The organism is Acidovorax sp. GW460-11-11-14-LB4, assembly GCF_059423685.1.
In genome coordinates, this window is sequence record NZ_JBWKYJ010000063.1 from 1 (window position 1) to 21,747 (window position 21,747).

A 21,747-nucleotide genomic window follows, 5' to 3' on the forward strand; every position below is an offset into this window, starting at 1 on the left:
CCGGTGCCCCCGCTGTGGCCACCACGCCGCCCACCCCCATCACCGCCGAAGGCCCGCTGCGAGACGCCGTGGATGCCTGCCAGCGGCTCGCCATCAAGCAGGCACTGGCACGCCACCAGAGCAACTGGGCCCAGGCCGCGCGTGCGCTGGAGGTGGACGCGAGCAATCTGCACAAACTGGCGCGCAGACTGGGCCTCAAATAGACAACCAAAATTGATAGCAATCAGCGCATGAATTTCTAGCGCTTGCGGCACTTTTCATTCAATTTCTTGCCCGGCACCCGCCACAGTGCTCCACCGGCCCGCGTTGCGCCACAATCGGCCCATGCTGACCCTCCAGGACATCCGCGACGCCGCCACCCGCCTACAAGGCCAGGTGCTGGACACCCCCTGTGTGGAATCCAAGACGCTCTCGCAGATCGTGGGCGCGCAGGTCTTCCTCAAGTTCGAGAACCTGCAGTTCACCGCGTCCTTCAAAGAGCGCGGCGCCTGCAACCGGCTCACGCTGCTGACGGATGCTGAGCGCGCACGCGGCGTGGTGGCCATGAGTGCGGGCAACCATGCGCAGGGCGTGGCCTACCACGCGCAGCGACTGGGCCTGCGCGCCGTGATCGTGATGCCGCGTTTTACCCCCGGTGTGAAAGTGGAGCGCACGCGCGGTTTTGGCGCCGAGGTGGTGCTGCATGGCGACACCCTGGAAGAGGCACGCGCCCACGCCTACGCGCTGGCCGATGCGCAGGGCTTGACCTTTGTGCACCCGTATGACGATGAAGGCGTGGCCGCCGGCCAGGGCACGCTGGGCCTGGAGATGCTGCAAGCCGTGCCCGACCTGGACACGCTGGTGATTGCCGTGGGCGGCGGCGGGCTGATCTCGGGTGTGGCGACGGCGGCCAAGGCGATCAAGCCCGGCATCGAGGTCATCGGCGTGCAGACCATGCGCTTCCCGGCCATGGTCAACGCGGTCAAGGGCACGCACCACCCGCAGGGCACATCAACAATAGCCGAGGGCATTGCCGTGGGCACGCCGGGCAAGATCACGCAGGAGATCGTCAAGCGCCTGGTGGACGACCTGGTGCTGGTGGACGAGGGCGACATCGAGCAGGCGGTGCTGATGCTGCTGGAGATCGAAAAGACCCTGGTCGAAGGCGCAGGCGCCGCCGGCCTGGCGGCGCTGGTGCGCTACCCCGAACGCTTCCAGGGCAAGCGCGTGGGCCTGGTGCTGTGTGGCGGCAACATCGACCCGCTGCTGCTGGCGGCCATCATCGAGCGCGGCATGGTGCGCTCGGGGCGCCTGGCGCGCATCAAGGTCAGCGCACGCGATGTGCCCGGCGTGCTGGCGCGCATCACCGCCACCGTGGCCGACGCGGGCGCCAACATCGAGGAAGTGCACCACCAGCGCGCCTTCACCATGCTGGCCGCGCAGAACGTGGAGATCGAACTGGTGCTGCAAACCCGGGGCAAGCCCCATGTGGATGAGGTGCTGGGACAGCTCCGCACGGCGGGCATGCAGGCCGACCTGATCTGAGAGCCTGTTCATAGAGACCACAGGGTTTTGCCCATGCACAGGATCTCGCGGCTAGAATTGCGCAAGTTTTAAGCATCTGGAGCCCACCATGTCTGACCACAACACCTCGCACGCCCCCGCAACACCATCGAACGACCCTGTGGAAAACGTCGTTCACGTGGTCCCCGTGGTGCTGCCTGTGGTGGGCGGCATCATGATGTTCCTGCTGGCGTTCATCGCCGTGATGATGGCCTGACTGCTCCGGCAGGCCTCCACCACAGCCCCGCAGTGCGGGGCTTTTTTTCGTCCAGCCCCCACCCCATCCTCGTTTGACCTGGAGAACCCCCATGAGACCCGGACACGCACTCGTACTCTTTTCCGGAGGCCAAGACTCCACCACCTGCCTGGCTTGGGCTCTGGAGAACTTTGCCCATGTCGAAACCATCGGCTTTGACTATGGTCAACGCCACCATATCGAACTGCAGGCGCGGCAGACTGTGCTGTCGTCGCTGCGCGCGCAGTTTCCACAGTGGAACGCCCGGCTGGGCGATGACCACATGCTGGACCTGGCGGTCCTGGGCCACATCAGCGACACGGCGCTGACGAGCGACACCGAGATCCAGATGACCGCCGCCGGCCTGCCCAACACTTTTGTGCCCGGGCGCAACCTGCTGTTCTTCCAGCTGGCGGCCGCCGTGGGCTACCGGCGTGGCCTGCACACTCTGGTGGGCGGCATGTGCGAGACCGACTTTTCGGGCTACCCCGACTGCCGTGACGACACGCTCAAGGCGCTGCAGGTCGCGGTGTCGCTGGGCATGGGACAGCGTTTCACCTTCGATACCCCACTCATGTGGCTGGACAAGGCCGAGACCTGGGAGCTGGCCCGGGCCCTCGGTGGGCAGACACTGGTCGATCTGATCGTGAACGACTCGCACACCTGCTACCACGGCGTGCGCGACACGCTGCATGCGTGGGGCTACGGCTGCGGCACCTGCCCGGCCTGCGCGCTGCGCAAAAGCGGCTATGAGCGCTGGAGCGGTGCCACGACCGCCTAGCCCCAAAGTCCACGAAGATGGGGGCAAGAACCATGCATAAACCTATGTTATTTTTGCATGGTTTTGACCCCTGTCTGACAGACAAACCGGCGGCAGATTCATAAAATTGACATCCCAGCCGACCCGCGGAATCCGTGGAACTAGCCTCCACCCGTGGGGCTGACACACGCTCCCGCCCGCCGACTGAGCACGAAAGCCGTTTTTTCAAAGGCAGCGCTCAGCACCGCAACTGCGCCAGGCCTCGCCGTGACCCGCCCGGTCCGCTTCCTTTGAAAAAACGTTTTTTCAACTTAGGAAGCTCCCCGATGAACGCACCCACGATGCAGGGCCTGAATCTCAACGCCCCCGCTTACGTCAAAAACGCCCGGCTGCTCGCCTGGGTGGCCGACATGGCCGCCCTGTGCAAACCCGACAGCATCTACTGGTGCGATGGCTCCAAGGAAGAGTACGACCGCCTGTGCCAGCAGCTGGTCGATGCCGGCACCTTCAAGAAGCTGAACCCCGCCAAGCGCCCCGGCAGCTTCCTGGCCTGGTCTGACCCATCGGACGTGGCCCGCGTAGAAGACCGCACCTACATCTGCTCGGCCGCCAAGGAGGACGCCGGCCCCACCAACAACTGGATGGCTCCCGCTGAAATGCGCGCCACGCTGCAGCCACTGTTTGACGGCTGCATGAAGGGCCGCACCATGTACGTGGTGCCGTTCAGCATGGGCCCACTGGGCAGCCACATCGCTCACATCGGCGTGGAGCTGACCGACAGCGCCTACGTGGCCGTGAACCAGCGCCTGATGACCCGCATGGGCAAGGCCGTGTACGACGTGCTGGGTGTGGAAGGCGAGTTCGTGCCTTGCATGCACACCGTGGGCGCGCCCCTGGCCGAAGGCGAGAAGGACACGACCAGCTGGCCTTGCAACCCCAAGGTCAAGTACATCGTGCACTACCCCGAAACACGCGAGATCTGGTCCTATGGCTCGGGCTACGGCGGCAACGCGCTGCTGGGCAAGAAGTGCCTGGCCCTGCGCATCGCATCCACCATGGGCCGCGACCAGGGCTGGTTGGCCGAGCACATGCTCATCCTGGGCGTGACCAACCCCCAAGGCAAGAAGTACCACGTGGCAGCGGCCTTCCCCAGCGCCTGCGGCAAGACCAACTTCTCGATGCTGGTGCCTCCCGAGGCGGGCTTTGCCGGCTGGAAGGTCACCACCATCGGTGATGACATCGCTTGGATCAAGCCCCATGCCGATGGCAAGATGTACGCCATCAACCCCGAGGCTGGCTACTTCGGCGTGGCTCCCGGCACCAACATGCACACCAACCCCAACTGCATGCGCAGCCTGGACAAGGACGTGATCTTCACCAACGTGGCCCTGACGGACGACGGCGATGTGTGGTGGGAAGGCATGGAAAAGGACACGGGCAAGCTGCCCGACCACCTGATCGACTGGCAAGGCAAGGACTGGACGCCCCAGATCGCCAAGGAAACTGGCGCCAAGGCCGCCCACCCCAACTCGCGCTTCACGGTGGCTGCCACCAACAACCCCGCACTGGACGCCCAGTGGGATGACGCCAATGGCGTGGCCATCGATGCCTTCATCTTCGGCGGCCGTCGCTCGACCACGGTGCCCCTGGTGACCGAAGCCCGTAGCTGGACCGAAGGTGTGTACATGGCTGCCACCATGGGCTCCGAGACCACTGCCGCTGCGTTTGGCGCCCAGGGCGTGGTGCGCCGCGACCCGTTCGCCATGCTGCCGTTCTGCGGCTACAACATGAGCGACTACTTCCAGCACTGGCTCAACATGGAAGGCAAGATTGCCGCCACCGGCAAGGCGCTGCCCAAGGTGTTCTGCGTGAACTGGTTCCGCAAGGACGAGGCTGGCAAGTTCGTCTGGCCCGGTTATGGCGACAACATGCGCGTGCTCAAGTGGATGATTGACCGCATCGAAGGCCAGGCCCAAGGCCAGGAAACCATGTTCGGCGTGGCCCCGCAGTACGCAGAGATCAACTGGACGGGCCTGGACTTCAGCGCCCAGAAGTTTGACGCCGTGACCAGCATCGACAAGGCGGCCTGGGCCGAAGAGTTCAAGCTGCACGATGCGCACTTCGAACAGCTGGCTTATCACCTGCCAAAGGCGCTGCTCGATACCAAGGCGCAACTGCAAAAGCGTTTGGCAGTCTGACGCCTGACACGCCTGACGCTGCGACATTCAGTCTAGGAAGCTGACCATTCAAAGCCGTCCCGCTCTTGCGGGGCGGCTTTTTTTCTCGTGCGGACACTGCAAGAACACACTGCACGCGGGGCGCAACGGGGCATAAAAAAAGCCGTGGCGTTGGCCACGGCTTTGAATGGGAGTCTCTGCGCAGCGTGCGCCGCGCAAAAGCTTCAGTAGTACTTGCGGATGCTGTTCACCGTGGGGATGCCCATGGCATGGTTCAGTTCAGCCATGATCCGTGGGTCCTTCAGGGCGACTTGCCAGGTGCGCTGATCTTCAGCAGCGCGGCGACGGCTTTCAGCCCATGCCAGCGCAGTGCCGCGCAGCGCAACACCGGCGCGGCGGGCGGGGCTGGTCAGGAGCGCCAGGGCCGCAAAGGCCACGAGCCACAGCACCATCCAGGCAGCCAGCAGGTGGCCTTCGGTCCAGGTGTCGATGACTTGGTTGGCCACCACCAGCAGCGCGGAGACCACGGCGGCCAACAGCAGGGAGGCTGCGCCACGCGCGCCGTCAAAATGGGCGGCAGCGCTCTTCAGAGCGGCGGCTGCGTTTTCGGCGCGGACAACGCCGGGGTGTTCGGTGGGGTACTCAACGTGTGCAAAGGCGGTCATTTCGGTTTCCCTTTTCTAACGCTTGTGGCGAGATTGCCGGGCGATGGGGTGATATTAGGGTTTACCCTTTACATGTTCAAGTTTATATTTTGAATCATTGATATTCATATCAGTGATGAATATGCTCTCGGGTGACCATGACTCCTTTGAACTTCCGCTCCCTGGACCTGAACCTGCTGCGCGTCTTTGACGAGGTGATGGCCGAGCGCAGCCTCACCCGAGCTGCGCACAAGCTGTCTATCACCCAGCCGGCCGTCAGCAATGCCATGCGGCGCCTGCGCGATGTGGTGGGCGATGAACTGGTGGTGCGCAGCGGCCAGGGGGTGGAGCCCACGCCACGTGCGCTGGCCCTGTGGCCCCCCGTACGCGAGGCGCTGGCCCATTTGCAGGAGTCCCTGGCGCCGGGGCACTTTGACCCGGCAACGGCGGAGTCCACCTTTGTGCTGGCGATGGCCGATGCCACGGCGGCGACGCTGGTGCCGGCCCTGGTGGAGATCATCGAGCGCGAAGCCCCCGGCATCTCCATCCGCGTGCTGCCGCTGACCACGCGCGACCCCCGGCGTCTGCTCGAAGAAGAGGCGGCCGACATGGCTGTGGGTTACTTTCCAGCGGCACTGGCCGACCTCACCGCGCGGGCGCAATCAGGCGGCGTGGTGGCCTTTGAAAGCCGCCGGCTGTACGACGGCGAATACGTGTGCGTGATGCGCCAGGGCCACCCTCTGGCCGACGCGCCGCTGACGCTGGACACCTACTGCGCAGCGCGGCACATGCTGGTGAGTTTTTCGGGCCGGCCCTTTGGTTTCATCGACGAAGCCCTGGCGTCGCTGGGCCGCGAGCGCAAGGTGGTGATCACGGTCAACCAATTCTTCACGGCCGGTCGGGTGGTGTCGGGCTCGGACCTGCTGACCGTGCTGCCGCGCCACTTTGTGCCAGTGACCGGCATCGCCGACGCTTTGGTGCAACGGGCTTTGCCCCTGGACGTGCCCGCCGTGCACGTGGATGCCCTGTGGCGCCGGCGCGGCCCCCAGCAGGCTGCAATGACCTGGCTGCTTCAGGCGCTTGCACGGTCAGCACGGCGCACCTTTCCGGAGCAGGGCCTGCACGGCACGCCTTAGACTGCACGGCTGATGAATATCCAGCTTTTGTCCGACCTCCATCTGGAGGCACACCCCCACTTTGTGCCCGAGCCCGCCCCTGGCGCCGATGTGCTGGTGCTGGCGGGGGACGTGGGCTCCTACCAGCAGGGCTCTCAACTGGACGACGACGACTTCGGCCTGGCCCGGTTTTCGCCGTTGTCCCAATATGCAGGCTGGCCGACCCCCGTGCTGTTTGTGCCCGGCAACCATGAGTACGACGCCCAGGACTTCGATGCCGCGCACCTGCGGCTGCGCCGGACCTGTGACCGCTTGGGCATTGCGTGGCTCGAACGTGAAACCCTGGTGCTGCAAGGCGTGCGCTTTGTCGGCACGACGCTCTGGAGCGATTTCGACGCGCTGGCCGACCACGAAGGCACCACCGACCTCACGCGCCGGCTCAAGCTGCGCGACAAGGCTTTTCGCGCGGCCAACTTCTACCTGCGCAAGACCGGTGGCACGCGCCACGCGGAGCCGTTTCTGGCCGAACCCATGCGCGATCAGGCGTTGGTCTGCCAGCAGTGGCTGCGCGATGCGCTGCAGCAGCCATTTGACGGTGCCACCGTGGTTGTCACCCACTTTGCGCCCAGCCTGCGCAGCGCCGACCCCCGCTACGGCCTGGTGCCTGGCACGGCGGGGTTTTGCAACGCGCTGGACGACCTGCTGATGTACACCCCGCTGTGGCTGCACGGCCACCTGCATGCGCCCAGCGACTACACCGCCCAGGGCACGCACAGCGATGGCTCCGCCTGGCAGTGCCGGGTGGTGGCCAACCCGCTGGGTTATGCGCGCAAGGGCGAGCAGATAGCGTTTCAGCCGCGCTGCATGGTCACCGTATGATCGGTGCGCGGTTCGTACGAATCCGCCACGCGCCGAACAGAACAACATGACCCAGGTCAAGACAACAGGCACCCGCGCAGAGTAGTCTGCTTCATCCTTTTTCGGAGAACACCATGAACATCCTGCTTGCTGTCGATGGCAGCGCCTACACCAAGAAAATGCTGGCCTACCTGGCCACCCACGAAGAACTGCTGGGCGGCACCCACACCTACACCGTGCTGACGGTGCAGGCCCCGCTGCCTCCCCGTGCACGCGCCGCGCTGGGCAAGGAAGTGGTCGACAACTACCACGCTGAAGAAGCCGAAAAAATCCTCGCCCCGGTGTGCAAGTTCCTGGGCCGCCACGGGGTGGATGCCAAGCGCAGCGTCAAGGTCGGCGCGGTGGGCGAGACCATTGCCAAGGTGGCAGACACCGGCAAGTTCGACCTGCTGGTCATGGGCTCGCACGGCCATGGCGCCATCGCCACGCTGGTGATGGGCTCGGTGACCACCCAGGTGCTGGCCCACAGCAAGGTGCCGCTGCTGATCGTTCGCTGAACGCACAGGTCCACAGCGCACAACGGCGCAACGCCCACCCCAAAGCCCTGCCTTGCAGGGCTTTTTTTCATCTCGTTACGACTAAAGGGTTACTGAATAACCAATCAGTTTACTTTCGTACCAAATGGTTATACATTCGCGCCACGCCCATCTTGGCGTGTCATTTCCATCGAAACCGAGAGGAACGACCCATGAAGAAGACCCTGATTGCACTCGCTTTGACCGCTGGCGCCACCTTCAGCGCCATGGCGCAAGACATCGTCGATACCGCCGTGAAGGCGGGCAACTTCAAGACCCTGGTAGCCGCCGTGCAGGCCGCCGGTCTGGTGGACACCCTCAAGGGCCCCGGCCCGTTCACAGTGTTTGCCCCCACCGACGAAGCGTTCGCCAAGATCCCCAAGGCCACGCTGGACGGCCTGCTGGCTGACAAGGCCGCACTGACCAAGGTGCTGACTTACCACGTGGTGCCCGGCAAGGTCATGGCCAAGGATGTGAAGGCGGGCAAGGTCAAGACCGTGCAAGGCCAGGAACTCACCGTCACCACCAACATGGGCGTGATGGTCGACCAGTCCAAGGTCATCGCCGCCGACGTGGCCGCCAGCAACGGCGTGATCCATGCGATCGACACGGTGCTGATGCCCAAGTAAGCCACTGGCACCACCGCTCTTTTCACCCACCATCCATTCACGAGGAGAAGCCGCCATGAACACCGTATTCAATCGCCGCACCGTCCTAATGGCCGCCGCGCTGGGCGCCAGCACCACCCTGTTGCAGGCCTGCGGGGGCAGCGACGACGAACCCCAGCGCAACATCGTCGAGCTGGCGCAAAACACCCCCGAGCTGAGCATCCTGGTCGAAGCCGTGGTCGCAGCAGGCCTGGCGCCCACGCTGAGCACAGGCACGCTCACCGTGTTCGCGCCCACCAACGCGGCGTTTGCGGCGTTGCTGACCGAACTGGGCGTGACCAAGGAAGCGCTGCTGGCCAACAAGCCCCTGCTGACCGCCGTGCTGACCTACCACGTGCTGGGCAGCAAGGTGATGCGGGCTGATGTGCCTCTGGGCAAGGCGATCACGCCGGTGTCGGGCGGCTTCTTCAAGATCGAGTCGAACAACGGCCTGAAGATCACCGACGGCCGCAACCGCGTGAGCACCATCACCAGCACCGACATCCAGGCCAGCAACGGCGTGGTGCATCTGGTGGACAAGGTGCTGCTGCCCGCCGACAAGGACATCGTGGCCACGGCCTCGGCCCTGCCGGACTTCAGCATCCTCGTCGAGGCCGTAGTGGCCGCGGGCCTGGTGAGCACACTGCAAGGCGCTGGCCCTTTCACTGTGTTTGCCCCCACCAACGCAGCGTTTGCGGCGCTGCTGACCGAGCTGGGCGTGACCAAGGACGCGTTGCTGGCCAACAAGACCCTGCTGACCCAGGTGCTGACCTACCACGTGGTGCCCGCGCGCGTGCTCAAGGCCGAAGTGCCCGTCAATACCGCCATCACCACCGTGCAGGGCCAGACCTTCACCATCAACGCCAGCTTGGTGATCACCGACCAGAACATGCGCACCAGCAGCATTGTGGCCACCGACGTATTCACCAGCAACGGCGTGATCCACGTAGTGGACAAGGTGATCCTGCCGAAGTGACAGGGCCCCAGGTGCTGCGCGGCCCCACCGGCGCAGCACCCACACAGCAAAAAGCCCGGCATGCCGGGCTTTTTGCTGTGTGGCCTATGAAGCCGCCCGGCTCAACGCGCCGCCAGGCCGTCAAAACAGGTGCGCACCACCAAGTCCACGATTTCGGCGTCCGAATACTGGCCGCCTTCCTTGAGGAAGCTCACCACCGGGTCGCACGCACGCGCGTACAGGGTGTACAGCACGACCAGCGGCGGCAGCGTGGGGCTGATCACCCCTTGGGCCTGGGCCTGGGTGATCCATTCGCCGATCTGGTCGCTCACGGCCACCAGTCCGTTCAGGTAGTCCTTGTTGGCCATGAGCACCGCACGCAGCGTGGAGTTGCGGCTGGGCAGCAGGGGCATCTCGTTGGTCAGCAGGCGCTCCAACGACCAGCGCACCAACGCATGCAGCTTTTCCAGCGGGGGCATGTCGGCCGGCAACCCTGCCAGATAAGCCTGTACGCGCCCCAGGATCTGCACCATGGCGGCACTGCACAGCTCTTCCTTGCTGCAGAAATGCTTGTACAGGCTGGCCTTGGCGATACCGACGGCGTTGGCCACGTCGTCCATGGTCATGGCGTCGAAGGCTTTTTCGCCCAGCAGGCGGCAGGCGGACTGGAGGATGGCATCCTCGCGGGCCTGATGCATCTGCTCCTTGAAAGAGACTTTGGGTTGCGGCGTTTGCATGGCGTCCATTTTATACATTGCAGTAAAAAAATAAATGACTAAGTTGCAATGCAACTACGTCGTTCACGTTTTTGACAGCACAAACCGTGCCGCGCGCCCCGCCGCAGGGGCGCAGCCAGACGGCCTTTGAACAGGTTCTTAGGACACCAGCGCCTGGGCCGCAGCGCTCGTCAGTGCCGACGACAACGCATCCAGCAACTCGGACTCTAGGTTCCAGCAATGCCAGTACAGCTGGATCGGCAGCGACCGGCCAGGGGCCAGGTCCACCATGCTGCCGTCGGCCAGCGCCTGCCGCGCCATCAGCTCGGGCATCACCCCCACGGCCCAGCCAGCGGCCACCGCACGCATCTGCGCCTCAGAGCCCGGCACAAACAGGTGGTTGAGCGCCACGCGCTTGAGCCCGAACGCACGGGCCACAAACTCGGCCGCCATGTCGTCCTTGCGGTTGAACGACAGAAACGACACGTCGCGGAAGTTGTGGGGCGTCAGCCCCTGCGGCAGGTACTGCTGCGCGTAACTGGCCGACGCCACCGCCACATAGGGCATGGCCCCGAGCGGCACCATCTTGCAACCACGCAGCGCCTGCTTGAGCGTGGTCACACAGCCCAGCACCTGGCCCGAGCGCAGCCATTCCTGCGTGAAATCCTGGTCGTCCACGATGATTTCGAGCGGCAGGCGCTGGCGCACCAGATCGTGCAGCGCACCCATGGCCCAGGTGGCGATGCTGTCGGCGTTGATGGCGATCGAGATGCGCTCGTCTTCGCGCGAGCCCCCCGGCGCGCTGGGCGCCAGCTCCTGCAGGTCGCGCTCCAGGTCGGCGCGCAACAGGCGCATCTGCTTGGTGTGCTTGAGCAGCAGCTGCCCAGCCGACGTGGGCCGCAGCGGGCGGCTGCGCACGATGAGCACCGAGCCCACCTGCGCCTCCAGCGCGCGCAGGCGCTGCGAGACGGCCGACTGCGTGACGTTCAGGCGCTGCGCGGCGCGCTCGAAGCCGCCCTCTTCAACGATGGCGGCAAGGCATTCCAGGGCGGCGGGATCGTAGGTGCTCATGGTCTCGGGCTCGAACAAAAGAGGGTTGTCTCCGCAGCGCTATTCATTAGGTGCGCTGATGTTTTTGGAGTAAGTTTAATTTTGCTTTTAGTTGAATGCAATGTCGCGCACACTGCGCCCCATCGTGTCCCGCACTGGGGCGTGTGGCACGCAAAGGCTCACAAGGCATTCCGCATATGAAAACCATTGTTCTCGGCGCCGGCATCATTGGCATCAGCACGGCGTGGCACCTGCTGGAACGCGGTCACGAAGTCATCGTGATCGACCGCCAGCCCGATGCAGCACTCGAAACCAGCTTTGCCAATGCGGCACAGATCTCGGTGAGCTACTGCGAGCCCTGGGCCAACCGCGAGGCGCCGCTCAAGGCGCTCAAGTGGATGTTCGACAAGGAAGCGCCGCTGCTGTTTCGCCCGCAGATGGACTGGCAGCAATGGCGCTGGGGCCTGCAGTTCCTGGCGCAGTGCAACGACGCAGCGTTCGAGCGCAATGTGCAGCAGATCGTGGCGCTGGGCGCCTACAGCCATGCGGCGCTGAAGGACCTGGTGAAAACCACGGGCATCGAATACAACCGGCTCGAACGCGGCATTGCCCACTTCTACACCGACCAGAAATCGTTCGACGCCGCAGGCCATGCCGTGGAACTGATGCGCAAGCACGGCGTGCAGCGCCGCCTGGTGAGCTGCGACGAGCTGCTGCAGATCGAACCGGCCTTCAAGGCCTATGGCGACAAGATCACCGGCGGCACCTACACCAGCACCGACGAGAGCGGCGATGCACGGGTCTTCACCCAGGAACTGGCCCGCCGCTGCGCAGCGCGCGGCGTGCAGTTCCTGTACGGCCACGATGTGCTGCGGCTGAACAAGATTGGTAATGCTATTGATTCAGTAGCAGTCATGCCAAATTCCACTAGCGCAAGCGGCAAAAAAGACTTCATATTGAAGGCGGACGCCATCGTGGTGGCCTGCGGCTCGTACAGCGCACCGCTGCTGCGCAGCGTGGGCGTGGACCTGCCGATCTACCCCGGCAAGGGCTACAGCGCGACCTTCCCGCTGCTCAAGCCCGAGGGTGCGCCCATGGTCTCCACCATCGACGACGGCAAGAAGATCGCCATGAGCCGCCTGGGCAACCACCTGCGCGTGGCAGGCACCATCGAGCTCAACGGCTGGGACCTGACACTCGACAGCTCCCTGGCCCGCGCGCGCTGCCACATGCTCTCGCGCCGCATCGAGGCCATCCTGCCCGGCGTGTGCGACACCCGCACGCCCGAGGAAGGCGGCAACCCGCAGTACTGGACCGGCCTGCGCCCCGCCACGCCCACCAACATCCCGTTCATCGGTCGCACCCGCGTGGGCAAGCTATGGGTCAACGCGGGCCACGGCACGCTGGGCTGGACGCACGGTGCGGGCTCGGGCAAGGCCCTGGCCGAGCTAATCAGTGGCGAACAGCCTGCGATGAACTTTGGTTTTCTGGGTGCCGAAGCCGTGCGCGCGCCCCGCGCTGTGGTCCCGGCCTGAGGGACGGCGCCCACCCTGCGCCTGCAGACACGGGCCGGTGCCGCTACGATGCCGGCCATGTCTGCACCCCATTACCTCTTCCTCACCACCTCCACCCGCGAACCCGGCCACCTCGGCAACACCGAATGGCTGGCGCGGCAGGCCGCAGCGGCCCTGCCTGCGGGCACGGAGCAAACCTGGCACCACCTCGCACGCATGCAGTTGCCGCCCTTTGTGGACCAGCGCCACACCACCGGCACCTACGCACCGCCTGAGGGCGACATGAAAACCCTTCTGGACGCCACGCTGGCCGCCAGCCACATCGTTTGGGTGGCGCCGGTGTACTGGTACAGCATCCCCTCGCCGCTCAAAACCTACCTCGACCACTGGAGCGCCTGGATGCGCGTGCCCGGCCTGGACTTCAAGGACGCCATGGGCCGCAAGACGCTGTCTCTCATCACCACCAGCGGCGACCGCACCAAGGCCCAGCCCATGATCGATTCGGTGGCGCTGTGTGCGCAGTTCCTGTCCATGACCTGGGGCGGCGCCCTGTGGGGCAAGGGCGGCACCCCGGGCGCCGTGCAGGCCGATGCGCAGGCGGTGGAGGCGGCCAGCCGCTTTCTGGTCACACCCGCTGCAGGCTGATCTCAGAGCCTGTGGACGATCTCTCAGGGGATCGTCAACGAGCTCTCAGCGGTCCAGCGAAGCACGCTGGGCCACTATACCCAGCCACTCGTGCAGCGCCAGGCTGCTGTCGGACAGGGCCGATGCGCGGGGCAGCACGCGATAGAGCTTGCGTGACTGCCCCCCTTTGAAGCCCATGGGCGCAGGCAGCACCTGCAGCCCGGCGTGTTCAAAGTCCTTCGCCGCCCGAACCATGTGCCAGCCGTGGGTGACGAGCGCAATGCGCTCGATGCCCGAGGCCTTGAGCAGGACAGCCGATTTTTCGGCGTTGTTGCGGGTGTCGAGGGACTCCACTTCGGTCCAGCGCACGCGGCCCTTGAACTCCCGCTCCACCACATCCTTCATCACCAGGGCCTCGGCCCGTGTGCCGCCCGTCGAGCCCCCCGTGGCCAGAATAGGAAGGCCGGTCTGCTGCTGCAGGTAGGCGGCATAGCGAACCCGCTCGCGTGCGCCCCGGCTGAGCACGTCCACCCCGTATTCGGGCGCCACGGTGTCGGCGCCGCCACCCAGCACCACGATGGCCTGCACCTTCGCCTCGGGCAACTGGCGCGGCGTGACGGCGGGGTAGCGCTCGAGGCTGCGCACCAGCGCGTCCGACACCGGCGGCCAGGACAACACCAGCACCGACAACAGCGACAGCACCACCAGCGTGTTGCCAGTGCGACGGTGGTACCGCGCCAGCCACAGACCAAACAGCGCCAGCACGATGCTGGACACCGGCGGCAACAGCAGCGCAGACAGAATTTTCTTGAGGGCAAACAACATGGAGAAAGAAGGCAGCGTTCATGCCCGGGCGCGGCGGCCGGGCGAGCCAAGATCAAAAGGGTCAGTGCAGCGTGCGCCGGTGGGCCAGAAAATCGAGCAGCGCAGCGTCAAACCCCTCGGGGTCTTCCAGCTGGGGCCAATGCCCCACATGCGGCAGCAGCACCGTCTGCGCATCGGGCAACACCTGGGCCAGCGCCTGCAAGGCTGCGGGGGGAGTGCACCGGTCCTGATCACCGCCCACCAGCAGCACCGGCATGGCCAAGTGCGCCAGCGCGGCGGCACCCCGGTCAAACGTGTGCAGGGCCTCCAGGGCGCGGCGGTAAGCGCCCGGGAACACCTGGCCCAATGCATGGCCCGCCAGCCGCACGCCTTCGGGCAGGGCGCCGGTGCCGATGCACTGCGGCACCAGGGTCTGTGCCAGTTGTTCCATGCTGCCGCCCGCGTCCAGGGCCTTGAGGGCCTGCTCGCGCGGTGCCACCCAGTCCTGCACGGCCTGGGCATCCAGCGCCGGGCCGCCTGCGCACAGCACCATGCGGCGCACCTTGGACGCATCGCGCACGGCGGCCTCCAGCGCCACCATGGCGCCCATGCCGTGGCCGACCAGCGTGACAGGGCTACAGCGCAGCGCGTCGATCAGCGCCAGGCAGCTTTGTGCCAGTGCCTTGAAGGTGTAGGGCTCTACGGGCGCGCTACGGCCATAACCTGGCATGTCCCAGGCCACGGCCCGGTAGCCGGCAGTGGCCAGGGTCTCCACCTGAGGCGCAAAGGTAAGGTGGTCGCCGTCGGCATCGTGCAGCATGAGCACGGTGGGGCCGGAGCCGAGGGTGGTGAAGGTAGGGAGCAGTGCAGCCATGCGGTGAAAAGCAGAAGTAAACCCCGCAACAGCGCAGCGGAGGGTGGCGCCTGATAATAGGTCCTGTTGCTTGCCCCCACGCCGCCACCGCTGGCGCCGCTTTTGTGAACCCATCGCTCCCCCGCCCCGCCCTCGCCCTGCCGCCGAGCTTTTCGACCCGCGAATTCCGCAATGCGCTGGGCATGTTCGCCACGGGTGTGACCATCGTGACCGCCCGCAATGCCGCGGGCGAACTGGTGGGGCTCACGGCCAGCTCGTTCAATTCGGTGTCGCTGGAGCCCCCGCTGGTGCTGTGGAGCCTGTCGCATGGCGCCAGCACCATGCCGGCGTTTGCCAACGGCTCACACTACGCCATCCATGTGCTGGCAGCGGACCAGAAAGACCTGGCCGAACGGTTCGCCACCCGCGGCATCGACCGCTGGGCCGGCCTGGAGCACCGCCCCGGTATCAGCGGCGCGCCGCTGCTGGCCGGTGCCGCCGCCACGTTCGAGTGCTTCAACCGCAGCCAGTACAAGGAGGGTGACCACACCATCTTCGTGGGCGAGGTGGAGCGCTGCGAGCACCGCGAGGGCGCGTCGCCGCTGCTGTACCACGGCGGCAAGTTCTACACCGAGCACCCGCTGTGACGGCGCCCTTCATCGTAGTACGCCACGTGAACGTCGGCTCCGCCCGCCGCCTGAAGGTGGGCGAGCGGTCGGTGCTCACCGCCATCGGCAAAACATCCGTCACCGACCCCGTGTCTGTGGGCCCACTGGGGCTGGCGGGCGACGAGCAGGCCGACCTGAGCGTGCACGGCGGTCTGGCCAAGGCGGTGTATGCCTACCCCGCTGCGCACTATGCGTTCTGGCAGGCCCAACGCCGCGAACGGGGCGTGAGCCTGTTCGACGAGGCGCTGCCACCAGGCTTCATGGGCGAGAACCTCACCATTGACGGACCGCTGGAGCATGAGGTGTTTGTGGGCGATGAGTGGCATTTCCCGGACTGCGTGCTGCGCGTGACGGCCCCCCGCGAGCCATGCTTCAAGTTCAATGCCGTGATGGGTTTTGCCCAGGCCGGCCGCGCCATGGCGGTGGCGGGCTGCTGCGGCTACTACCTGGCGGTGGACCGGCCCGGCACCATCGCCGCCGGGCAGACCGCCACGCTGGTCGCGGGGCAACGCGGGCTGAGCATTGCCCAGGCATTTGCGGGCAAGTTCGCCAAGCACGCACGCTGACCCGGCTGCGGCAGCATTCGCGCGCCGCACTCCACCCAGGTTATTCCGTGGTCACCAGATGGCGCGCCTGCGCCTGCAGCTGTGGGAACACCTTGCCCACCAGCTGCAGCTGCGCCGCCATGAGGCTGTGCGCGCTGGGCGCTGCCGGTACCGTGCCCCACTCGCGCAACACCTGGGCCACTGCCGGGGCGCTGTGGGACTTGCGCACCCGGCCTGACTGCTGCGCGCGCTGCAGCTCCAGCGCCAGTTGCTGCAGGGACGCCAGCAGGCTTTGCGCAAGTTCACGCGTGGCCTCGTCCATGGGCTGGGCCGCCGCACCACCGCGCTGGGCCCCCAGGGCCGACAGGTAGTTGAGCTGGGTGTGCGACAGGCACAGGAAATGCCCCACCACCTCGGCGTTGCCACGTACATGCAAGGGCTCCTTGAGCATGGCGCTGTAAGAGTTGGACAGTGCGGCATCCGCATTGTGGGCATTGCGCCGGGCCAGGCGGTAGGCCAGGTGGTCGCACTTGCCACCCTGGTACTGCGCCAGGATCTCCCGCAGGTACAACGCCTGGGTCTGCAGCACCTGGGCGGCCAGCCGGGGCCAGTGGCGCGACTGCCACGACGGCAGCACCAGCCATGAGGCGACGGCGGCGATCACGCAGCCGACCACGGTATCGAGCAGGCGCGCGGAGATCACGCCGCTGGCCGCGCCTATCTGGTGAAAGCTGAGCAGCAACAAGGTGGTGACAGCCGCCGTAGCCAAGGTATAGCGGGTGTGCCGCGCCCCAAAAAACACAGCGCCCCCCAGCACCAGCAAGGCGGCCTGCACCAGCTCGCCCGGAAACAGCTGGATCACCGCCCACCCCAGCGCAAGCCCCATGGCAGTGCCCTTGGCGCGCTCCATCAGCCGCGTCTGCGTGGCCGCGTACTGCGGCTGGCTCACGAACACGATGGTCAGCAAGATCCAGTACCCGTGCGGATCGGCCGTGGCCTGCATGAGGGCAAAGCCCACCATGAGGGACAGGCTCAGCCGCAGGCTGTGGCGCAGCCAGGGAGACTGCAGCTGCCAATGCGATCGCAGGCGTGCCCAGGCATCGCGCAGGCTGCGGGGCTCGCGGTCAAACAGTGCGTGGTCCACCGCCACTTCGGCGTTGCCAGCTGGCAGCGCCAGCGCACCGGCAAACACCCCGGCCAGCGCGGTCAGGTTGTCGGCCAACGCATGCAGTGACCGCGACGCCCGGGACTGGGCGGGAAGGGACGCGGCACCGGCGGGCTGCGCCTGGGACTGCAGGTGCGCCACGGCGGCCTGCATGTCCTCAATGGCACGGGCCGTCACGCCCCAGTGCTGGGGCACCGACTGCGCCTCGATGGCCACCGACAGCTTGAGCGCCTGTTCGCCCAGCAGCGTGAGCACGCGCTGGCAGCGGTACAGCACGTCGCTGTGAAAAAACGACTGGGCGAGCAGGTCGTAATGCTCGTGGGACGAACTCACGCGCTCATGCACGTCCTGCGCCGCCAGGTACTGGTGCATGGCCGTTTGCAGCCACAGCGGGGGGGCGCTCGCAGCCATGCGGCTGATCAGGCTCTCCTTGGTGGCGTTGAGGGCGTCCACCACGCGGCCGTTGTGCAGTGCCAGCGCCATGCGGCGGCGCTCCAGATCCACATCCCGCACCGGCTCCAGCAACAGCGCCTTCAGGCGCAGGTATTCGCCCAGCATGGCGTACAGCTTGGCCAGGCGGTAGCGCACCGGTGCACGCGGCAGCACGGCATGCCACAGCACCGACACCACGCCGTACCAGGCCGCACCCGCCAGCATGCGGGGGATGGCGTCACCCGCACCCGCACGGCTGCTGTGGGCGGCCAGCCCCGCATAGATGAACAGGATGAGCGAACCAAAGGCAATGGCGCGGTAGCGCTCGCTCAGCGCCCCCAGCATGGTGATGCCGAAGGCCAGCAGCGCCATCACCCCCATCAGCACCCAGGGCCAGGACACCGCCGCCCAGACTGCCCCCGCCATAAGGCCAAAACACGCCAGCGCCAGGCACTGCGCCCGCAGGCGTGCGCGCCAGCTGTCGTCGGTTTCGGTGAGCGCGCTGGCGATCACGCCCAGCAGCACCGGCATCAACTCGGCCTGCCAGTCGGCCCACCAGCCATAGGCCAGCACGGCGGCCAAGGCCACCAAGGCACGCGCGCCGCGCGTGACGCCTTCGTGGTTGCGTGCACGCTGCCAGCTGAGTTTCCAGGTTGTGTCCACAGGAGCCTTGTTGCCGTGAAATTAGGGATTACCCTAGTACATCTAGCAATTGTCAGGCCAAATCAGGCTACGCCGGCCCAAAAAGAAACCCTGCCGCGCAGGGTTGCGGGGCAGGGTCTGGGGCGCGATACCGGGGCACGATGGGAGTGCGTGGCCCGGTGGCGGTGGCTGCCTATCGCACGGTATCGGGGAGCTCGATCTTGACTTCCAGCACTTCCAGGTTGTCCTGGCGTTCCAGGTGCACCTTGAGGTCGTCGGGGTTGATCTTGACGTACTTGGAGATCACCGCCACCAGCTCGCGCTGCAGCGCGGGCAGGTAGTCGGGCTCGGACGCATTGCGGCCGTTGCGCTCGTGCGCCAGGATGATCTGCAGCCGCTCCTTGGCAACGCTGGCGGTTTTTTTCTTCTCGCCGAGCAGGAAGGACAGAAAAGAAGCCATGGCTATTTGCTCCCGAACAGGCGTTTGAAGAAGCCGGGCTTTTCGGCGTCAATGAAACGCAGCGGCTTGTCCTGCCCCAGGAAGCGGTCGATCACGTCCTTGTACGCCTCGGACACGTCGGTGCCTTGGGCATGGATGGCGGGCGTGCCCTGGTTGGACGACTGCAACACCACTTCCGACTCGGGAATCACGCCGATCAGTTTGATGCGCAGGATGTCCTGGATGTCTTCCAGGCTCAGCATCTGGCCGTCCTGCACTCGGCTGGGGTTGTAGCGCGTGATGAGCAGGTGTTCCTTGATGGGCTCGCCGCCGTCAATCGCACGCTTGGTCTTGCTGCCCAGCATGCCCAGGATACGGTCGGAGTCGCGCACCGAAGACACCTCGGGGTTGGTCACCAGCAGCGCCTCGTCGGCGAAGTGCATGGCCATCAGGGCGCCGCTTTCAATGCCGGCAGGCGAGTCGCAGACGATGTATTCAAAGTCCATCGCGGCCAGGTCCTTGAGGACCTTCTCGACGCCATCTTGCGTGAGCGCATCCTTGTCGCGTGTCTGGCTGGCGGCCAGCACAAACAGGTTGTCGCACTGCTTGTCCTTGATGAGCGCCTGGTTCAGGTTGGCCTCGCCATGGATGACGTTGATGAGGTCGTACACCACGCGGCGTTCGCAGCCCATGATGAGGTCCAGGTTGCGCAGGCCGACGTCAAAGTCGATCACGGCGGTCTTGTGGCCGCGCAGGGCGAGGCCGGTGGCAAAGCTGGCGCTGGTGGTGGTCTTGCCCACGCCACCTTTGCCGGAGGTCACGACGACGATTTTGGCCATGTGTTGCTGATTCTCTGTGGGGTTGGTACGAATGGGGAATGAAGGGCTCAGGCCAGCGGCTCGATGAGGAGCTTCTCGCCTTCCAGCCGCACCTGGGCCGGCTTGCCGCGCACATCGGCAGGCAGCTCGGTCTCGGTGGTGCGGTAGATGCCTGCGATGGAGACCAGTTGCGGCTCCAGGCAGGTCGAAAAGATGCGGGCTTCCGTGTTGCCCCGCGCACCGGCGATGGCGCGGCCACGCAGCGGGGCATAAACGTGGATGTTGCCGTCAGCAATCACCTCGGCGCCAAAGCTCACCACGGCCATCACCACCAGATCGGCGCCGCGCGCATAGACCTGCTGGCCAGAACGCAAGGGCTTGTCCACCACCACGGTGCCGGGGCCGGGCATGGGCACTTCGCGTACCACTTCCACCTCGACTTCGCGGATCACCTCACGCACCACCTCCTGCACCGGCGCTGGCGCCTCGGCGCGCGCGGGAGGCGCGTCAGGTGCTGCGGCCAGGCCCGCGGCGCGCGCAGCCTCCATCTGGGCAGTGCTGCCGCCGCGCACGGCCACGGGCAGGGTGTTGTGCTGGCGCAGCGCGGCTGCGATAGCGGCAAAGTCGATGGGTGCTTCGGCCTCACGCACGGGCGCCAGGTCGATCAATACGGGGTCGTTGTCAAAAAATCCCGGGGCGTCGGCCACGCGCTCGGCCAGATCGGCTACGAACTGGGCGGCGTCAGTGGTCTTGAGCAACACCGCCACCACTGGCAGCGAGGCACTCTTGAGGTCAAAGCTGGAGCGGGACTGCGCCGCCGTCGTAAGGGCCATGAGGGGGGATAGGAAAAAGGAGCGCGGTAACCTGTTTCAGAAGGCGCAAAGTGTACCGTGGGCCTGTGTAAGCGTCCGTATGCGCTTTTTCGGCATTCACAGCGGACTGCAAGAAGGACAACGGATGCACCCAGGCGACCGGCAGACCCACCGCGCCCTTTGATAATGCGCCGATGCCTTCCACCCGCAAAACACACATCGACGCCCTGGCTATCTCCCTGCTGCTCGCCTGCTGCATGTTCTGGGGGTTCCAGCAGGTGCTGGTCAAGGCCACAGTGGCTGAGGTGGCGCCCGTGTTCCAGGCCTTTGTGCGCTTTGCGCTGGCCACGGTCGCGGTAGCGGTCTGGTGCTTGTGGCGTGGTGTAGGCCTTTCCGGCGCGGGCGAGCCCGCCGGGGCCACCCGTGCCGGACTGCTGGCGGGGGCGTTGTTTGCCGGCGAGTTTGCGTGCATCTATCTGGGCCTGCAGTACACCACCGCCTCGCGGCTCACGGTGTTTTTGTATGCATCGCCCTTCTGGGTGGCACTGCTGCTGCCGCGTTTCATCCCCGGTGAGCGCCTGCAGGGCTGGCAGTGGCTGGGCCTGGCGGCGGCATTTGTGGGCGTGGGGCTGGCGCTGGGCGACGGGCTGCTGGGCCATGCCAGCATGGCGCTGCCCAAAGGCTGGCTGGGCGATTTGCTAGGACTGGCCGCAGGCCTGATGTGGGCACTGACCACGGTGGTGATCCGCACCACGCCCCTGGCACGCGTGGCGCCTGCCAAGCAGCTTTTCTATCAAGTGGCGGTGAGCACGGCGGTATTGCCAGTGCTATCGCTGGGCCTGGGCGAGGCGTGGGTCTGGCAGTTCAGCGGCTTTGCCTGGGGATCGCTGCTGGTGCAGGCGCTGGTGGGTGCGTTTGTGAGCTACCTCGCCTGGATGTGGATGCTGGCGCACTACCCGGCGACCAAGATCTCGGTGTTTGTGTTCCTCACGCCGGTGTTTGCGCTGCTGTTTGGCGCGCTGTGGCTGGGTGAGCCCGTGACGCCCGGGCTGGTGGCAGCGCTGGTGCTGGTGGCGGCAGGCATCGTGCTGGTGAATCGGCGGCCTGTGGTCGCGTAGTACCCGTAGCAAAAGAGATTGCATAAAAACATCGCCTAA

23 protein-coding genes and 1 pseudogene are annotated in these 21,747 nt (G+C 65.8%); 15 read left to right on the forward strand and 9 right to left on the reverse strand.

What is annotated here, in order from left to right:
* The 5 genes and pseudogenes from AC07X4_RS18740 to AC07X4_RS18760 form a co-directional block, all read left to right on the forward strand.
* Positions 1-203, forward strand: a pseudogene (locus tag AC07X4_RS18740) (nitric oxide reductase transcriptional regulator NorR); the annotation flags it as partial.
* Positions 204-324: 121 nt separating this feature from the next.
* Positions 325-1,524: a threonine ammonia-lyase gene (locus AC07X4_RS18745; RefSeq protein ID WP_260665831.1), complete on the forward strand. Its 1,200-nt coding sequence runs from the start codon at positions 325-327 to the stop codon at positions 1,522-1,524.
* Between the two features lie 88 nt (positions 1,525-1,612).
* Positions 1,613-1,759, forward strand: a complete 147-nt coding sequence (locus AC07X4_RS18750; RefSeq protein WP_165836532.1) for a hypothetical protein — start codon at positions 1,613-1,615, stop codon at positions 1,757-1,759.
* A 91-nt stretch (positions 1,760-1,850) separates the two neighbouring features.
* Complete coding sequence (gene queC / locus AC07X4_RS18755; RefSeq protein WP_494740945.1) at positions 1,851-2,558, forward strand: 7-cyano-7-deazaguanine synthase QueC; 708 nt, start codon at positions 1,851-1,853, stop codon at positions 2,556-2,558.
* Between the two features lie 305 nt (positions 2,559-2,863).
* Positions 2,864-4,735 (forward strand): phosphoenolpyruvate carboxykinase (GTP), encoded by a 1,872-nt coding sequence (locus tag AC07X4_RS18760; protein WP_494740946.1) that lies wholly within the window; start codon positions 2,864-2,866, stop codon positions 4,733-4,735.
* A 203-nt stretch (positions 4,736-4,938) separates the two neighbouring features.
* On the opposite strand, the gene AC07X4_RS18765 is transcribed toward AC07X4_RS18760, so the two are convergent.
* Positions 4,939-5,379, reverse strand: a complete 441-nt coding sequence (locus AC07X4_RS18765; RefSeq protein ID WP_056057089.1) for a hypothetical protein — start codon at positions 5,377-5,379, stop codon at positions 4,939-4,941.
* 137 nt (positions 5,380-5,516) lie between these two features.
* Between AC07X4_RS18765 and AC07X4_RS18770 the strand changes: the two genes are divergently transcribed.
* The 5 genes from AC07X4_RS18770 to AC07X4_RS18790 all read left to right on the forward strand — a co-directional run bounded on the left by AC07X4_RS18770 (position 5,517) and on the right by AC07X4_RS18790 (position 9,529).
* The gene (locus tag AC07X4_RS18770; RefSeq protein WP_116748536.1) at positions 5,517-6,494 is read left to right on the forward strand and encodes a LysR family transcriptional regulator; all 978 of its coding nucleotides are present in this window, start codon (positions 5,517-5,519) and stop codon (positions 6,492-6,494) included.
* 12 nt (positions 6,495-6,506) lie between these two features.
* Positions 6,507-7,352 (forward strand): metallophosphoesterase, encoded by an 846-nt coding sequence (locus AC07X4_RS18775; protein WP_116748535.1) that lies wholly within the window; start codon positions 6,507-6,509, stop codon positions 7,350-7,352.
* 113 nt (positions 7,353-7,465) lie between these two features.
* Complete coding sequence (locus AC07X4_RS18780; RefSeq protein ID WP_015011999.1) at positions 7,466-7,888, forward strand: universal stress protein; 423 nt, start codon at positions 7,466-7,468, stop codon at positions 7,886-7,888.
* Positions 7,889-8,079: 191 nt separating this feature from the next.
* Complete coding sequence (locus AC07X4_RS18785; protein ID WP_056057084.1) at positions 8,080-8,535, forward strand: fasciclin domain-containing protein; 456 nt, start codon at positions 8,080-8,082, stop codon at positions 8,533-8,535.
* A gap of 55 nt (positions 8,536-8,590) precedes the next feature.
* A complete protein-coding gene (locus AC07X4_RS18790) occupies positions 8,591-9,529 on the forward strand; it encodes a fasciclin domain-containing protein (protein ID WP_099731587.1) in 939 nt (312 codons plus the stop codon).
* 101 nt (positions 9,530-9,630) lie between these two features.
* On the opposite strand, the gene AC07X4_RS18795 is transcribed toward AC07X4_RS18790, so the two are convergent.
* Together AC07X4_RS18795 and AC07X4_RS18800 are read right to left on the reverse strand one after the other, a co-directional pair.
* Positions 9,631-10,254, reverse strand: a complete 624-nt coding sequence (locus tag AC07X4_RS18795; protein WP_082522288.1) for a TetR/AcrR family transcriptional regulator — start codon at positions 10,252-10,254, stop codon at positions 9,631-9,633.
* A 129-nt stretch (positions 10,255-10,383) separates the two neighbouring features.
* A complete protein-coding gene (locus AC07X4_RS18800; RefSeq protein ID WP_108627198.1) occupies positions 10,384-11,295 on the reverse strand; it encodes a LysR family transcriptional regulator ArgP in 912 nt (303 codons plus the stop codon).
* A 176-nt stretch (positions 11,296-11,471) separates the two neighbouring features.
* Between AC07X4_RS18800 and AC07X4_RS18805 the strand changes: the two genes are divergently transcribed.
* A complete protein-coding gene (locus AC07X4_RS18805) occupies positions 11,472-12,809 on the forward strand; it encodes a D-amino acid dehydrogenase (RefSeq protein WP_494740947.1) in 1,338 nt (445 codons plus the stop codon).
* Positions 12,810-12,857: 48 nt separating this feature from the next.
* Positions 12,858-13,433 (forward strand): flavodoxin family protein, encoded by a 576-nt coding sequence (locus tag AC07X4_RS18810; RefSeq protein WP_116748533.1) that lies wholly within the window; start codon positions 12,858-12,860, stop codon positions 13,431-13,433.
* Positions 13,434-13,478: 45 nt separating this feature from the next.
* Here AC07X4_RS18810 and AC07X4_RS18815 read toward each other — a convergent pair whose 3' ends face one another.
* Both AC07X4_RS18815 and AC07X4_RS18820 read right to left on the reverse strand, forming a co-directional pair.
* Positions 13,479-14,237 carry a YdcF family protein gene (locus AC07X4_RS18815; RefSeq protein WP_056057075.1) on the reverse strand — a complete coding sequence of 253 codons (759 nt, stop codon included), beginning with the start codon at positions 14,235-14,237 and terminating at the stop codon, positions 13,479-13,481.
* Between the two features lie 61 nt (positions 14,238-14,298).
* A complete protein-coding gene (locus AC07X4_RS18820) occupies positions 14,299-15,090 on the reverse strand; it encodes an alpha/beta fold hydrolase (RefSeq protein ID WP_494740948.1) in 792 nt (263 codons plus the stop codon).
* 104 nt (positions 15,091-15,194) lie between these two features.
* Between AC07X4_RS18820 and AC07X4_RS18825 the strand changes: the two genes are divergently transcribed.
* Positions 15,195-15,716: a flavin reductase family protein gene (locus tag AC07X4_RS18825; protein WP_015011990.1), complete on the forward strand. Its 522-nt coding sequence runs from the start codon at positions 15,195-15,197 to the stop codon at positions 15,714-15,716.
* Complete coding sequence (locus tag AC07X4_RS18830; RefSeq protein ID WP_116748531.1) at positions 15,713-16,303, forward strand: MOSC domain-containing protein; 591 nt, start codon at positions 15,713-15,715, stop codon at positions 16,301-16,303. The genes AC07X4_RS18825 and AC07X4_RS18830 overlap by 4 nt, the downstream gene beginning before the upstream one ends.
* Positions 16,304-16,343: 40 nt before the next feature.
* Here AC07X4_RS18830 and yccS read toward each other — a convergent pair whose 3' ends face one another.
* The 4 genes from yccS to minC all read right to left on the reverse strand — a co-directional run bounded on the left by yccS (position 16,344) and on the right by minC (position 20,611).
* Positions 16,344-18,542, reverse strand: a complete 2,199-nt coding sequence (gene yccS, locus AC07X4_RS18835) for a YccS family putative transporter (protein WP_494740949.1) — start codon at positions 18,540-18,542, stop codon at positions 16,344-16,346.
* A 172-nt stretch (positions 18,543-18,714) separates the two neighbouring features.
* Positions 18,715-18,981: a cell division topological specificity factor MinE gene (gene minE, locus AC07X4_RS18840; protein ID WP_015011987.1), complete on the reverse strand. Its 267-nt coding sequence runs from the start codon at positions 18,979-18,981 to the stop codon at positions 18,715-18,717.
* Between the two features lie 2 nt (positions 18,982-18,983).
* The gene (gene minD, locus AC07X4_RS18845) at positions 18,984-19,799 is read right to left on the reverse strand and encodes a septum site-determining protein MinD (RefSeq protein WP_099731593.1); all 816 of its coding nucleotides are present in this window, start codon (positions 19,797-19,799) and stop codon (positions 18,984-18,986) included.
* A gap of 47 nt (positions 19,800-19,846) precedes the next feature.
* Positions 19,847-20,611 (reverse strand): septum site-determining protein MinC, encoded by a 765-nt coding sequence (gene minC / locus AC07X4_RS18850; RefSeq protein WP_056057065.1) that lies wholly within the window; start codon positions 20,609-20,611, stop codon positions 19,847-19,849.
* A gap of 173 nt (positions 20,612-20,784) precedes the next feature.
* On the opposite strand from minC, the gene AC07X4_RS18855 reads away from it, so the two are divergent.
* Positions 20,785-21,708: a DMT family transporter gene (locus AC07X4_RS18855; protein WP_494740950.1), complete on the forward strand. Its 924-nt coding sequence runs from the start codon at positions 20,785-20,787 to the stop codon at positions 21,706-21,708.
* Positions 21,709-21,747: the final 39 nt, after the last annotated feature.

Bases quoted from the DNA above. Each gene is read 5' to 3' on its own strand.
- AC07X4_RS18745 (WP_260665831.1), top strand. From the start codon at position 325: ATGCTGACCCTCCAGGACATCCGCGACGCCGCCACCCGCCTACAAGGC.
- AC07X4_RS18750 (WP_165836532.1), top strand. From the start codon at position 1,613: ATGTCTGACCACAACACCTCGCACGCCCCCGCAACACCATCGAACGAC.
- queC (WP_494740945.1), top strand. From the start codon at position 1,851: ATGAGACCCGGACACGCACTCGTACTCTTTTCCGGAGGCCAAGACTCC.
- AC07X4_RS18760 (WP_494740946.1), top strand. From the start codon at position 2,864: ATGAACGCACCCACGATGCAGGGCCTGAATCTCAACGCCCCCGCTTAC.
- AC07X4_RS18765 (WP_056057089.1), bottom strand. From the start codon at position 5,379: ATGACCGCCTTTGCACACGTTGAGTACCCCACCGAACACCCCGGCGTT.
- AC07X4_RS18770 (WP_116748536.1), top strand. From the start codon at position 5,517: ATGACTCCTTTGAACTTCCGCTCCCTGGACCTGAACCTGCTGCGCGTC.
- AC07X4_RS18775 (WP_116748535.1), top strand. From the start codon at position 6,507: ATGAATATCCAGCTTTTGTCCGACCTCCATCTGGAGGCACACCCCCAC.
- AC07X4_RS18780 (WP_015011999.1), top strand. From the start codon at position 7,466: ATGAACATCCTGCTTGCTGTCGATGGCAGCGCCTACACCAAGAAAATG.
- AC07X4_RS18785 (WP_056057084.1), top strand. From the start codon at position 8,080: ATGAAGAAGACCCTGATTGCACTCGCTTTGACCGCTGGCGCCACCTTC.
- AC07X4_RS18790 (WP_099731587.1), top strand. From the start codon at position 8,591: ATGAACACCGTATTCAATCGCCGCACCGTCCTAATGGCCGCCGCGCTG.
- AC07X4_RS18795 (WP_082522288.1), bottom strand. From the start codon at position 10,254: ATGGACGCCATGCAAACGCCGCAACCCAAAGTCTCTTTCAAGGAGCAG.
- AC07X4_RS18800 (WP_108627198.1), bottom strand. From the start codon at position 11,295: ATGAGCACCTACGATCCCGCCGCCCTGGAATGCCTTGCCGCCATCGTT.
- AC07X4_RS18805 (WP_494740947.1), top strand. From the start codon at position 11,472: ATGAAAACCATTGTTCTCGGCGCCGGCATCATTGGCATCAGCACGGCG.
- AC07X4_RS18810 (WP_116748533.1), top strand. From the start codon at position 12,858: ATGCCGGCCATGTCTGCACCCCATTACCTCTTCCTCACCACCTCCACC.
- AC07X4_RS18815 (WP_056057075.1), bottom strand. From the start codon at position 14,237: ATGTTGTTTGCCCTCAAGAAAATTCTGTCTGCGCTGCTGTTGCCGCCG.
- AC07X4_RS18820 (WP_494740948.1), bottom strand. From the start codon at position 15,090: ATGGCTGCACTGCTCCCTACCTTCACCACCCTCGGCTCCGGCCCCACC.
- minE (WP_015011987.1), bottom strand. From the start codon at position 18,981: ATGGCTTCTTTTCTGTCCTTCCTGCTCGGCGAGAAGAAAAAAACCGCC.
- minD (WP_099731593.1), bottom strand. From the start codon at position 19,799: ATGGCCAAAATCGTCGTCGTGACCTCCGGCAAAGGTGGCGTGGGCAAG.
- minC (WP_056057065.1), bottom strand. From the start codon at position 20,611: ATGGCCCTTACGACGGCGGCGCAGTCCCGCTCCAGCTTTGACCTCAAG.
- AC07X4_RS18855 (WP_494740950.1), top strand. From the start codon at position 20,785: ATGCCTTCCACCCGCAAAACACACATCGACGCCCTGGCTATCTCCCTG.